Annotated in this window: 12 protein-coding genes; 7 read left to right on the top strand and 5 right to left on the bottom strand. The window is 50.8% G+C overall.

The window, feature by feature from the left end:
* The first annotated feature begins 112 nt into the window (after nt 1-112).
* The 7 genes from NST99_RS19335 (at nt 113) to NST99_RS19305 (ending at nt 8,816) form a co-directional block, all read left to right on the top strand.
* Nucleotides 113-655 (top strand): cysteine hydrolase family protein, encoded by a 543-nt coding sequence (locus NST99_RS19335; protein ID WP_341093871.1) that lies wholly within the window; start codon nt 113-115, stop codon nt 653-655.
* A 52-nt stretch (nt 656-707) separates the two neighbouring features.
* Entirely contained in the window at nt 708-2,159 is a 1,452-nt protein-coding gene (locus NST99_RS19330; RefSeq protein ID WP_341093870.1) for a nicotinate phosphoribosyltransferase, read from the top strand.
* 323 nt (nt 2,160-2,482) lie between these two features.
* Entirely contained in the window at nt 2,483-3,712 is a 1,230-nt protein-coding gene (locus NST99_RS19325) for a glycosyl hydrolase family 8 (protein ID WP_341093869.1), read from the top strand.
* A 425-nt stretch (nt 3,713-4,137) separates the two neighbouring features.
* Entirely contained in the window at nt 4,138-5,148 is a 1,011-nt protein-coding gene (locus tag NST99_RS19320) for a 2-oxoacid:acceptor oxidoreductase family protein (RefSeq protein WP_341093867.1), read from the top strand.
* A gap of 26 nt (nt 5,149-5,174) precedes the next feature.
* Nucleotides 5,175-7,481, top strand: a complete 2,307-nt coding sequence (locus NST99_RS19315; protein WP_341093865.1) for a thiamine pyrophosphate-dependent enzyme — start codon at nt 5,175-5,177, stop codon at nt 7,479-7,481.
* A gap of 346 nt (nt 7,482-7,827) precedes the next feature.
* Nucleotides 7,828-8,430 carry a DUF1349 domain-containing protein gene (locus NST99_RS19310; RefSeq protein WP_341093863.1) on the top strand — a complete coding sequence of 201 codons (603 nt, stop codon included), beginning with the start codon at nt 7,828-7,830 and terminating at the stop codon, nt 8,428-8,430.
* A gap of 80 nt (nt 8,431-8,510) precedes the next feature.
* A complete protein-coding gene (locus tag NST99_RS19305) occupies nt 8,511-8,816 on the top strand; it encodes a hypothetical protein (RefSeq protein WP_341093860.1) in 306 nt (101 codons plus the stop codon).
* A 151-nt stretch (nt 8,817-8,967) separates the two neighbouring features.
* On the opposite strand, the gene NST99_RS19300 is transcribed toward NST99_RS19305, so the two are convergent.
* The 5 genes from NST99_RS19300 to NST99_RS19280 all read right to left on the bottom strand — a co-directional run bounded on the left by NST99_RS19300 (nt 8,968) and on the right by NST99_RS19280 (nt 13,496).
* Nucleotides 8,968-9,786 carry an ABC transporter permease gene (locus NST99_RS19300; RefSeq protein ID WP_341093858.1) on the bottom strand — a complete coding sequence of 273 codons (819 nt, stop codon included), beginning with the start codon at nt 9,784-9,786 and terminating at the stop codon, nt 8,968-8,970.
* Nucleotides 9,783-10,802, bottom strand: coding sequence for an ABC transporter ATP-binding protein (locus tag NST99_RS19295; protein WP_341093857.1), 1,020 nt, complete (start codon nt 10,800-10,802; stop codon nt 9,783-9,785). The genes NST99_RS19300 and NST99_RS19295 overlap by 4 nt, the downstream gene beginning before the upstream one ends.
* Nucleotides 10,803-10,824: 22 nt before the next feature.
* Nucleotides 10,825-11,622, bottom strand: coding sequence for an ABC transporter permease (locus NST99_RS19290; RefSeq protein ID WP_341093855.1), 798 nt, complete (start codon nt 11,620-11,622; stop codon nt 10,825-10,827).
* 31 nt (nt 11,623-11,653) lie between these two features.
* Nucleotides 11,654-12,688, bottom strand: a complete 1,035-nt coding sequence (locus tag NST99_RS19285; protein ID WP_341093854.1) for an ArsR/SmtB family transcription factor — start codon at nt 12,686-12,688, stop codon at nt 11,654-11,656.
* A gap of 274 nt (nt 12,689-12,962) precedes the next feature.
* Complete coding sequence (locus NST99_RS19280; RefSeq protein ID WP_038600027.1) at nt 12,963-13,496, bottom strand: MogA/MoaB family molybdenum cofactor biosynthesis protein; 534 nt, start codon at nt 13,494-13,496, stop codon at nt 12,963-12,965.
* Nucleotides 13,497-13,593 lie beyond the last annotated feature (97 nt).

Raw genomic sequence — 13,593 nt, 5'->3', positions numbered from 1 at the left:
AAGCTATTCAATGGAGTAGATGCTCACAAAACTTAGCGTATGCTTTCGAAGCAGTTTTGTACGAAGCTATTCAATGGAGTAGATGCTCACAAAACTTTTAGGAGGTCACTAGATGAAGGCATTAATCGTGATCGATTTCACCAATGATTTTATTGACGGCAGCCTGCCTGTTGGACAGCCCGGCATAGACATTGCGTCCAGAGTGAACCAGTTGACGGAGCAATTTGTGAAGAGTGGCGATTTCGTGGTGATGGCGGTTGATTTACATGAAGCCAATGATTCCTATCATCCGGAGAGCAGACTGTTTCCACCGCATAATCTGCGCGGCAGCCGGGGGCGTGAGCTGTATGGGGAGCTGCATAACGTATATGAAGCGAACCAGAAAGACATCTATTGGATGGACAAAACCCGTTACAGCGCCTTTAGCGGCACGGAATTGGAGCTGAAACTGCGTGAACGCGGGATTGCCGAGCTGCATCTGATAGGGGTATGTACAGATATTTGTGTGCTGCATACTGCAGTGGATGCATATAACAAAGGTTTTGAAATCATCATACACGAAGATGCTGTAGCGAGCTTCAATGCCGATGGGCATGTCTGGGCGCTGGGTCATTTCCGGGGCAGCCTCGGAGCAAAAGTGGTTACTGCAAAATAGAGAAAACTATAGACCTGCAGATGCAGCAGTGAAGATACTAGGAGATGAGGATATGAGGAGAGAGCTTGCTCTACATACGGACAAATATCAGATTAATATGATGTACGCCCATTGGGTCAACGGGAGCCACAAACGCAAGGCCGTATTCGAAGCCTATTTCCGCAAGCTTCCCTTCGGGAACGGCTTTGCTGTGTTCGCAGGCCTGGAGCGGATCGCTCAGTACATCAGTGAACTGCGTTTCACTGAGGAAGACATCCGTTACTTGTCCGAGCAGGAAGAGAATTATGCACCTGCTTTTCTGGAGGAGCTGCTGCAGTTTCATTTCCAGGGCAGTATCCATTCCATGAAGGAAGGAGCGCTTGTCTTTCCCGATGAGCCGCTGATCCGAGTGGAAGGAACGATCATGGAGGCTCAGCTTGTGGAGACAGCCATCCTGAACTTCATGAACTATCAGACGCTGATCGCCACCAAAGCTTCCCGTATCAAGCAGGTGGCACCGAATGATATTCTGCTGGAGTTTGGCACGCGGCGTGCTCAGGAAGCCGACGCGGCGGTGTGGGGAGCACGTGCGGCTTATATCGGCGGCTTCCATGCCACCTCCAATATGCTGGCCGGTAAAATGTTCGGCATACCCACGAAGGGCACACATGCCCATTCCTGGGTACAGAGCTTCGCCAGCGAACAGGAGGCGTTTGATGCTTATGCCAAGGTGCTGCCGGATGGCGTTACGCTGCTGGTGGATACATTTGACACGCTGCGCAGCGGTGTGCCGCATGCGATTAACACCGCGAAGAAGCTAGAGGCGGAGGGTAAACGCATGAACGGCATCAGGCTCGACAGCGGAGACTTGGCCTATTTGTCACGCCAGGCACGCAAGATGCTCGATGAAGCTGGACTGCAGTATGTGAAGATCGTCGCTTCCAATGATCTTGATGAGAACACGATCATGAACTTGAAGTCGCAGGGAGCTGCCATAGATACCTGGGGTGTGGGAACACAGCTGATTACGGCATCTGATCAGCCTTCCCTAGGCGGAGTGTACAAGCTGGTGGAGATGGAGTCCCCTTCCGGTGAAATGGTACCAACGATCAAAATCTCCTCCAACCCCGAGAAAGTATCTACGCCAGGGAAGAAGGAAGTGTTCCGGATTGTCGGCACCAATGGCAAGGCGCTGGCCGATTATATCAGCTTCCCTGAAGAAACGGGCCCGCGCAGTGGTGCCCGGCTGAAGCTGTTCAATCCGCTGCACCCCTATATGAAGAAGCATGTGGAACGTTACGAGGCGCTGCCGATGCTGGAGCCAATCTACGTCAATGGTTTCCAGGTTTATAAATTACCGGAGCTGGATGAGATCCGCCGCTACCATCAGGAGCAGCTCGACCTGTTCTGGCCTGAGTATCTGCGCATACTTAATCCTGAGGTGTACCGCGTGAATCTCAGCGAGCAGGTGTGGGACCGCAAGCAGCAGCTGATTGCAGAGCATATGCAGCAGGATATCGAGTAGAAGAGGCTTTTTAATAGAATGTGATAGACAAGCTGTCCCCTGCAGGCAATCTGCGGATGGGGCAGCTTTTTACCTTCAATTCGGTGTGCAAGACACAATACGGATTGACAGAAAATAACAGAGATTATATATTAAAGATGTTCTTACTTTCATGACGAATTCAGGAAACTGAATTATCTTTTTTGTCATGAAAGTTAAAACGCTTTAACTTTCATTTCTGCTGCCGGAAAGTTTCATTGATCCAATTGAGAGGGGGGAGTTCTGGTTTCGCCGGTTTATTTTCGCAATTGATTCTTATTCTACTATTGAGGAGTGAATCATTTATGAAAAGTCGAGGCAAGCATAAACTTGGCTGGAAAAGCTTCTTGTTACTCTGTCTGGCGCTACTTCTCCTACCGGCTGGTTCGGCATTTGCTGCTGTAAACAAACCTTTCCCTCAGCATACGACTTATACGAGCGGCACAATCAAGCCTAACCATGTCACACAGACAAGTATGGACAACTCTGTAAAAACAAAATGGAATGCCTGGAAAGCGGCTTATCTGAAACCGGCAGGCACAGGCAAATATTACGTTAAATATAATTCGGCTGGCGAAACCGTTTCCGAAGCCCATGGCTACGGTATGCTGTTCACGGTACTTATGGGTGGTTATGACAGCAACGCACAGACTTATTTCGATGGACTGTATAATTATTACACTGCACATCCCAGCTCTCTTAATCCTTACCTGATGTCGTGGAAGCAGAACAGCAGCTTTGAGAATATCGAGGGGGAAGATTCTGCTACGGACGGTGATATGGATATCGCCTACTCGCTCCTGCTCGCAGACAAGCAGTGGGGCAGCAGCGGCACAGTTAACTATCTGCAGGCAGCCAATCATATTATTAATGCAATTATGGACGATGAAATCAATCAGACGCAGTGGACCATCCGTCTCGGCGATTGGGCGAACAGCGGCTCTTACAATACCGCTACCCGGCCATCGGACTTTATGCTGAGTCATTTAAAGGCATTTCAAGCGGCAACCGGGGATACCCGCTGGAAAAATGTTACAGATAAAACCTATACGATCATCAACAGCCTGTATACAGGCTATAGCGCTACCACCGGTTTGCTGCCCGACTTCGTGGTCTATTCCGGAGGGGTCTACAAACCGGCGCCAGCCAATTTCCTTGAGGATGCCAACGACGGGCACTATAATTATAATTCCTGCCGTACCCCATGGCGGATTACAACCGATTACCTGATCTCAGGAGACAACCGGGCCTTATCCCAGCTTAACCAGCTGAGCAGCTGGATCAAGACTAAAGCCAGCAATACGCCGGGCAATATTAAGGATGGCTACAAGCTCAATGGGACCACCTTCGGAAGCTACAACAGCGGTGCTTTTTATGCTCCGTTCGGGGTGAGTGCCATGACCTCTTCGGCTAACCAGAGCTGGCTGAATTCACTTTGGAGCCATACGGCAGGCAGCGCAGCGGAAGATTACTATGAAGACAGCATCAAGCTGTTCTCGATGATTGTGATGTCGGGTAACTGGTGGACTTACTAAACCTTTGAGAATTACAGCAATCCTAGCCCATCTCCGGATGGGCTTTTGCGATTTTCAGACCCGTTTTTTGCTGGGAAGTGTATGCTAACTGTGATATTTATCATGATTAATGTGATAAATTTAACATCTTAATTTTTAATTTTATTGCTAAATTAAGGGTGACCTTGTATCCACAAAAACCTTGGGAAACACGGATTTTTCACACAATTTTCATATATTGTTGCTTGTATGGCAGATTACCTTCTATTAAAGTAACGCCACTCTGTCGCGTATAAAGAAATCATCTAAAATCCATAAATAAATGTGATTCCCAAAGCGTGGAAAATGCAAGATATGTCACTTCGCGACTTGCAAATTCAAGTTACAATCGTTGAAAAAGTCAAAAGGATGTTATTCTACTTGACACTAAGGAAGGGGTTATGTCGGTGGTACAATTACCAAAATTGAACGATCTCGGTTTCTTTGAGATTCGTCTGGAGTCCATTGGAGGGCTGGGAGCGAATCTGGCCGGTAAGATGCTCGCGGAAGCGGGCGTGGTGGGCGCGGGTCTGAACGGCGTCAGTTTTTCGTCTTACGGCTCGGAGAAGAAGGGGTCAGCAGTAAAGGCCCATATCCGTTTCTGTGATTTGGACACACATATCCGCGATACTTCGCCGGTTGAGCGTCCACACGTCGTTGGGGTTTTCCATGAAGCACTGGCCAAAACCGTCAATGTGACCAGCGGCATTTATGAGCACAGTACCGTTCTTGTGAATTCGGCCAAGACGCCGGAGGAGCTGAAAGAGCTGCTCAAGATGAAGGCAGGCACGATCGCGGTGATCGATGCGACAAGCATTGCCCTGAAAGAAAAGAACCGGGTCAATATGGCGATGCTGGGTGCGTTGTTCCGGCTTTGTCCTTTCCTGGATACCGAAACCATGAAGGGCGTAATTGAGAAATCTCTTGGCAAAAAATATCCGCAAGCTGTACAATCGGCGATTACCACCTTTGAACGGGGCTTCAATGAAGTGAAGTTTATGGACTTTGAGCTGCCTGAGGGCGACAGCATGCCGGAATATGTACGTTCCGACATTTCAGCGCTGGGCTATGAGACCCAGCCGATGGGCGGTACCATCATTAACCCGGGCAGCAGCTTCCTCAAGAATCTGAGTATTTCCCGTTCCGGAATGATTCCTGCATATGAGAATGAATCCTGCATCCACTGTGCACAGTGCGATACTGTTTGCCCCGATCAGTGTTTTGTCTGGGAAGAACGGCTCGACCGCAAGGGCCGCTCGCAAATGTTCCTGCTGGGCATTGACTATCAATATTGCAAGGGCTGCCTGAAATGTGTAGGCGCCTGTCCGACCTCTGCGCTGTCCATTCTGCGTGAGAAGGAAGGCTATGCGGACAGTCATACGGTGCATCATCAATTCGATCTTATATCGCAGTCTTAATCTTCTGAAGAAAGGTGGAATGAACAGTGGCTATTGATTATGAAAAAGAAGTAGGTTCCGCCAAGGTGGAACAGAAATTCCTGTATGAATCAGGAAATGAAATGGCGGCATATGCCGCACATCAGATTAATTACCATGTCATGGGTTATTTCCCGATCTCCCCGTCGACGGAGGTTGCCCAGTTCCTTGATACGATGAAAGCTAGCGGACAGCATGATATTATGCTGGTTCCTTCGGATGGCGAGCACAGCTCGGCAGGGATTTGTTATGGTGCTTCTACAGCAGGCGGACGCGTATTCAACGCGACCAGTGCTCAAGGCTATATGTTCATGCTGGAGCAATTGCCTGTACAAGCCGGTACGCGGATGCCTATGGTCATGAACCTGGTCTGCCGCTCCATTTCCGGTCCGCTGAATATTCATGGCGACCATTCGGATTTGTATTTTGCCCTGAACACCGGATGGCCAATCCTGATGTGCCGTGATCCGCAGTCCGTCTACGACATGAACCTGATGGCGCTGAAGCTGGCAGAGCATGCCAAGGTCCGTCTTCCGGTTATGGTTGCTTCTGACGGCTATTTCACCTCCCACCAGAAACGTCGTGTGCAGGCTTTCGCCCACCGCGAGGATGTTCAGAAGTTCGTAGGCGAACAGCCGCCAACCGGTTTTACCGATACGTTGGACCGCAATAATCCGGTTACGGTAGGTCCTTATATGAATGAACCGGATTATATCAACAACCGTTACCAGCAATCGGTAGCGATGTACAATGCCGGTGAAGTGTTCGAGGAAATCGCCCAGGAATTTGCTGAGCTGACCGGACGCCATTACCCTATGATTGAGGAATACCGGATGGAGGATGCGGACGTAGCGGTATTTCTGATGAACTCCGCTTCCGAAATTATCAAGGATGTGGTAGATCAGCTTCGCCTGCAAGGCATCAAAGCCGGTGCGATCTCGCCAAATATGATTCGTCCTTTCCCGCAGAAGCAAATTGCCGAAGCGTTGAAGAATGTTAAAGCGATCACTGTCGGGGACCGCGCTGACTCTGTTGGCGGACACGGCGGCAATATGGTCAACGAAATCAAGGCGGCCCTGTTCACTTACGGCAACACCACTACCAAAGTAATCAGCCGCATTTATGGACTGGGCGGTAAGGATTTCTTCGCTGAAGATGGACATCATTTCTTCCAGCTCGCCATGGACGCTGTGGTCGCGGATCGTGTAGAAGTGCCGTTCGATTATTATGGACATAATCCTGGTGAAGCTGAAAAAGCTCCGAAACGTTTGCTGAAACCGATGAATTTCGAGTCGCTCAAGACCGGCCTGATTACGGTGAAGCAGGATGAAGTGACCGGCAAGCTGAGTGTGAAGGTGCCTCCGGTCCGTAGCCTGATGAAGAAACCTAGACGGTTGTCACCGGGTCATGGCGCTTGTCCGGGCTGCGGTATTTTCTCGGGCCTGGAGCTGCTCTTCAAAGGGATTGAAGGAGATATCGTAGCGCTTTATCATACGGGCTGCGCAATGGTAACCACAACAGGTTATCCGTACTCGTCCCACAAATCGACGTTTATCCATAACCTCTTCCAGAACGGTGCAGCTACGCTGTCCGGTGTGGTGGAAATGTTCTGGGAACGGAAACGCCGCGGTGAGCTGGATGGACTGGGCCTGCAAGAGGACTTTACCTTTGTCATGGTTACCGGCGATGGCGGGATGGATATCGGTATGGGACCGGCCATTGGTGCAGCGCTGCGCGGCCACAAGATGATCATCGTGGAGTACGATAACGAAGGTTATATGAATACAGGCGCACAGCAATCGTATTCTACACCGCTCGGACACCGTACTTCGACATCCAGCATCGGGAAAACCCAGCAGGGCAAAGTAACACAGCATAAAGACACCGCGCAAATTATGGCGGCTACGAACATTCCTTATGTGTTCACCGGCTGTGAGGCTTACCCGCAGGATCTGCTGAAGAAAGCGGCCAAAGCACAATGGTATGCTCAGAATGAAGGTCTGGTCTATGGCAAGATTCTGATTGCCTGCCCGCTGAACTGGATGTCTGAAGACAAGGATGGAACCGACATCGTATCCCTGGCTGTCGAGTCTTGTTTCTTCCCGCTCTATGAAGTAGAGCAAGGATCGACGAACATTACGTATAATCCGGAAGACAAGAATAAACGGGTGGAGGTCTCCGCATGGCTGAAGACGATGGGCAAAACCCGCCATCTGCTGAAGCCTGAGAACGAGCCTGCGCTACGCAGCTTTGAGAACGAAGTACAACGCCGCTGGAACCGTCTGAAAGCGAAACATGAGCATCCAGACTTGTAAGATCAAAGTCAACCTGTAAGCCATTATATATATTATTTTTCACTATTTAAAAGAATATAAGCACAAAGCCCGGCGGATTCTTCTGCCGGGTTTATTTGCACAGAATCAAGCTTACACTTGGCAATAATGCTTCTCCATAGTTCGGATCAGGCAGAGCTGTTGATAGAAAATTCATTAGCGTTCCCGCATAAATCAGGTATTATTTTGCCTCCACACCGTGTTTAACTTAAGCGGACAGCATTTATAAGCTTCATCCCGACGCAATGTTAGGTTATATTGTTGTTATGGTAACTTGTGCCTAGCTAAGTTAATGGCTGATGTGAAAACGGAATGTGGAGGTGCCTAAATGGTAAAGACGAACAACTGGCAGGACGGGATATGGACCAATGAACCGAAGAGCTGTACCGTACAGGGAGATCAATTGATTGTCGAAGCAGTAGAGGGCAGCGATTATTGGCAAAAAACGATGTATGAATTTCAGCATGACAACGGGCATGCACTGCTGGCTCCATGGAAGGAGGGAGAAGCTGTTGAGATCAGCTTTTCATTGCAGGACATCACGGAACTATATGATCAGGCGGGAATTATGCTGTGGCATAGCCCTACAGTCTGGATTAAAGCAGGCATAGAGATGAATGATGGCGTGCCTCATGCCGGTGCGGTTGTAACTGACGGATACTCCGACTGGTCGTTGTCTCCCGTGGCAGAATGGGCCGGAGAGACCGTAACTTTCCGCGCTTCGCGCATGAAGGATGCAGTCATCATCAGAGCCAGAACGCAGTCGCATCCCTGGCGGACCCTGCGGGTCGCCCGTTTTCCTTATGAGTCCGGTGTACAGGCGGGTCCTCATGTCTGTGCTCCTACAAGAGCGGGATTAAAGGTTGTCTTCACACGCTGGATAACCACGGATCCCGATAAAGACGTACATACGGATCCCCCGCTACTCTAATCCTGCTGTATATATTTTGAACCCCCAGCCATCCTATAGTTAACAGGATCTAAGAATACTTGGCTTAGGGGGTATCGGATATGAAGCGCTATATTGCTGGTTGGCTTGCTGCCGTTTGGACTGTAGGAACTATGCTGACAGGCTCTTACCAGCCTTCACAACATGATGCAGATCAATTATTCACCATCCGGGCAGAGCTAAGAGGCAATATTCCGGACGTATATGGAGCGGTCGCACCAGGAGAAACGTCTGTGACAGAATCAGAAACGGGCAACAAAGCCGGGATTCCAATTGTGTACACCTCGATGGATAAAGAGAGGGGCAAATATTCTAAAAAGGTAAAAGCGTTCTTTAACGGACTTTGGGGACATATGGGTGCCCATTGAATGGTGGTAAAATGCAAAGAACCAGCAAACTGAGGGAGATCCCGCAACGGATAGAAACAGGCCAGCCCGATTCCCGGCTGGCCTGTTTCTATCTGTATTTCTTGTGTATAAGGTGAGCTAAATCTTATCCATGCGTAATGCTGTGATAGTATCAAAATAAAGTCCAGTTGCCTTTCATTCTGGCATGTCTTTCTGCCCGGTGGAGCGTGTAGCGGGTGCAGCCGATCAGCGCGAGGCTGCCGATAATCAGGATGACGAGAGACCACCACCAGCCTGTGCCGATGTTGTTATATAGTGCCCCGCGTACCAGAATCAAGCTGTAGGTGACCGGGAACAGTGCAGATAATCCTGTAGCCCAAGCCGGGAAGACCGCCGGAGGTATGCGTACGCCCCCGAACAGCTGCATCGGTGCCTGGAAGATATAGTACAGAAACGAAGATTCCCTGGAGAACAAGGATACCGCGCAGAGCAAGGCTCCCCAGACTATGGCCGCTGCCAGCGTTACCAGGAGGACCAGCAGCAGCGCTAGCCAGTTTACAGAGGACATATCCGCTACAAAGATGAAGGTGAGCAGTGAAAAGGAGGCGAACATCCAGATGCCGTGAAGCAGAGAATACAGAGAACGCCCATACAGAAAACCCATCTTCGAGGACGGGGTCAGGAAGACGGTCTCCACCGTTCCGCCTTTGCGCTCCAATTCGAACAGCCATGCCGATTCTACAGCTGTCCAGAACAGCTGAAAGACTAGATAACCGCTCAGCAAAAAAAGGGGGATTCTGCCGTCAGGGATAACCTGCGAGAGCGTGGAGCCCTCTCCGCTGCGATAAGGCTTCATCGAATAATAGGAAGTCAAAAAGGCGAGCGCCGGCCAAAACAGCAGGGAGAAAAACACAGTCCGGCCCTTCGTTCGGTTCTGGTGCTGCTTGCGCAGCTCGGCTGCAACCGTCAGCCATAAACCGCCGGGCCTCATGACACCCGTCCTTCTGAGAGCAAAATGATCGCATCCTCCAGATTGGGCTTGTCGCAGGAAAAACCGGTGATCACCAGACCGTTGGCTGCGGTCCAGGGCAGCAGCTCCGTAATCAGCCTGTCGGCGGAAGGGGTCTGCACGGAGATGCGGTAGAAGGCATCGCTCCCGAATGAGGATTCATCGCTTCGGCAGCTGCCCGCCAGCTCTGCCGGATGGCCCAGCTGGCCCAGATGCTCCAGCAGTTGCGGGCGCAAGGCTTCATCCCAACCGGTGACATCGAGATGGGCGGTCTGCGATCCGGCAACCTGCCGGACAATCGCTTCCGGCTTGTCGCACAGCAGCAGCTCGCCGCGATTCAGTACATACACCCGGTCGCAGAGCTCTTCAACCTCCTGCAAATAATGGCTGGTCAGGAGGATGCCTTTGCCTTGCTCTTTGGCGAGCTGCCGCACAGTGCTGCGCAGCTGCCTGGCAATAGGCGCATCCAGCCCGAGTGTCGGCTCATCGAGAAATAAATATTGCGGGTCATTGATTAGACCGCGGGCAATCTGCAGGCGCTGCTTCATTCCTTTGGAATATTGCTCCACAGGCTGGTCTGCGGCTTCAGTCAGGCCGACTTCAGTAAGCAGTCGATCACTTTCCACACGAATTTTGGAAGCACTGAGACCGTATAATTTGCCGAAATATTGCAGGTTTTCTCTTCCTGTGAGTCTCCAGTAGAGCATGCGTTCTCCACCGGCTATCATGTTGACCTTCTGCTGCACATCACGCCGGTTTCCGGCCAAAGAGACGCCGTCAATCTGAATATTCCCTGAGGTGGGATCAAGCAGGGTGGATAACATACGGATGGTTGTCGTTTTGCCAGCACCATTCAGGCCCAGCAATCCGACAATTTCCCCTTTATCAATGTTCAGCGACAGGTTTTTAACGGCAGTCACTCTTTTTAGCTCGGAGCGGAATAAGCCGGTTCTGTTCCTCGTTTCGTACGTTTTGGTAACCTCATTCATTTGAATCATTTGCTATTCACTCCTTCACTGGCTAAAATCGTTCAAACATTCCACGCTCAACGCGCCGGTTGCACCATAAGCCTACTGCGATGTAAAGGAACGACAGCAGCAGGACCAGGGGAACATCACGCAGTCCAACTTCCTCCCCGGTAAGCAGACTGCTGCGCAGAAGCTCAAGTGCAGAGGTCAGCGGAAAAATCTCGGCTGCCTGCTGCAGATAACCGGGCAAATATTGCCGCGGGAACTGAAATCCGCAGAGCAGCGTAGTTACCGCAAAAAAAGTGTTTTGTACGATGTATGTATCTCTTGTGTACAGCATGATGCTTCCCAGCACCAGAGCCATCGCATAGCAGGACAGCAAGAAAAGCAGTCCGCTGGTCAATACCGACAACAGATGGGGGGTGGGGAGCCGAAGGCCTGCCAGATATCCGAACAACAGGATCGTGATCAGTTCAAAACCGCTGCGGTACAGCTGCTGGGCGGCGTTGCCCAGAAAATATCCGTTCCGCCTGGAAGGGGAGAGCAGCAGCGCTTCCAGAGTTCCTTCCCGCCATTCTGTCATCAGCGCACGGGAGACATTCATGATCATGCTGGTGGAGAAAATGCTTAGTGCTCCTCCAATGATTACATAGGCCAGATAGTTGCTGCTGCCTGCAAAAACAGAGAACTGCGTATCCAGTTCGCCCCGGATCAAATAGTAATACGAGAAATAAGAAATGAGGACAAGATAGCCTCCTTCAATAATATGACCGAAGGTAAAGGTCCAGGGGTAAGCTCTCAGATTGGATCTCTGGTTCCTGACTGCGGTTGCGATTGCGGTTTGCCACACAAAGAAACAACTCCTTTTTCAGTAATCAACGTTATTGTTCGAAAAATTGCCTTTGCAGGTTGATCAGACTGTCAAAGGCTTCCTTGTTGCAGAAGTAGAACAAGTAATTGCCTTTCCTCTCGGAACCCGCCAGTCCGGCCTCAACCAATTGCTTCAACTGCTTCGATACAGCCGCTTCTGAGATGCCGAGAAGCGGGGCCAGCTGTTTCGTGCAATGCGGAGCCTGCCACAGCAGCTTTAGAATTCGCAGGCGGCTTCCATCACCGAGCGCCTTCAACTGGCGCAGCAGATCCTCCGGAGGTGCTTCGCTGTAAGGCAGGCCAGGGATATCCACGGCCAGCGGAAGGGTCAGTGTATCCTCGCTCCAGTCCATTAGCAGATGCGGGTGGATGAAGGTTGAAGGCAATACATACACCTGCTGCAGACGCTCATAGGGAAAATAGTAGGTGACTGCCTTCTGGGCGGTAAAGGTTCCGTTCCCGGCGAGCAGGCGCGGGTGCAGCGAATTCAGTGCCTTCTCAGCCGAGCGGATTACATCTGCCTGAAACTGTGTGGCGGCTGTGCTAATCCACGGAGCGATGTAATCCCATTCCTTGCGGAAATACTCCCTCTCGTAGGTCTCCAGCACAACAAGCAGCAGGTGGCGGACGTCTTTCAGATTCTTCAGCAGAAACAGCCCGGCTTCATCCGGCTGTTCTCCGTGAGGGTTTGCTAACTTGCCCTGCTGCCATTCAAGAATCGTTCCAAGCGAGACCTTGCTGTTCAGCAAAAGGTGCATAAATTCTGCATCGGGCAGACTCTTGAGCAGTGCGATGCCTTCTGAGCATGTCAAGGAGGAGCCGGGACGTTCTGGTGTCATCAGGGACAGCCATCCGTCCGATATCTTCCCGATAGTCTGAATCTCCTCGCACAACAAGTGCGGCATTTGCGCTGTAAGTTCCCTGGCCCAATGCAGCCGTTTCGGATGATGCTGAGGCTGATGCAGCACATGCAGACTGCACAGCAGTTCATGATACGGACTAATGACGGTTTTGATCTTGCGTTGCAAGGTTAAGAGTGAGCTCATCTCGTTCCTTTCCGATTAACCATTTGGTTAATCAAAAACCACTTTCGCGTAAAGTGTTCAATAGTATAAATTTCACAGCCCCGGTTGTCAACGGATTTTTCCACAGCTGAAAAAGGCGAAAGAACACCGCGTGAATAAAGTACACGCATTTGTTCTTTCGCCTTTAAGGGCAGCATTATTGTGATCTGCAAGATCTGTTATCTCTTTATGGGATTGCTCATTTGTTCATCCTCCAGTAAAAATGGGCATTCCATTACTCTGTCCTATATTCCAGTTACGGCTGTTTATATATTTCACGCATGACATGGCGCAGCTCAGGAATAATCAGCCGTTCCATGGCCAGCTTAATTGCACCGGTGGAACCGGGCATGGAGAAGATAGCCGTATTGCCGATCGTCCCGGCTATAGCCCGGCTGAGGATCGCAGCGGAGCCGATATCTTCCGTGAAGCTCAGCAGCCGGAAAATCTCCCCGAAGCCCGGCAGCGACTTGTCAAGCAGGGAAGCGACGGCTTCGTAGGTGGTATCCCGCGGTGAAATCCCTGTTCCCCCGGTCAGCAGTACGGCTTCGATGCCGGAGTGCACGGAGCTTTTGTAGACCAGCTCGCGGATATCTTCGTAATCGTCCTTGACGATGTCGCGGCCTGTGACTACAAATCCAGCCTCTTTAAGCATAGATTCTATCAGGGCGCCTCCGGTGTCGGTCTCCAGGGTACGCGTGTCCGAGACCGTTATAATATGGCAGGCCACCGTTTGGGGCGCTTCACGCCGGTGTTCCTCTACAGATGACATGCAGACCAGCTCCTTCATCATTCATTATGGCTGACAGCTGTCCAACGGGACGGCATGCGCTCAGCCTAATCCTTCTTTAACCCATATTAGGGGAAGGATTAGTCAAAGACAAGCT

The organism is Paenibacillus sp. FSL L8-0470 (genome assembly GCF_038008625.1).
GTDB lineage: Bacteria > Bacillota > Bacilli > Paenibacillales > Paenibacillaceae > Paenibacillus_AQ.
The sequence above is the reverse complement of the archived record's forward strand: the minus strand, read 5'-3'. Positions and strand labels throughout refer to the sequence as shown.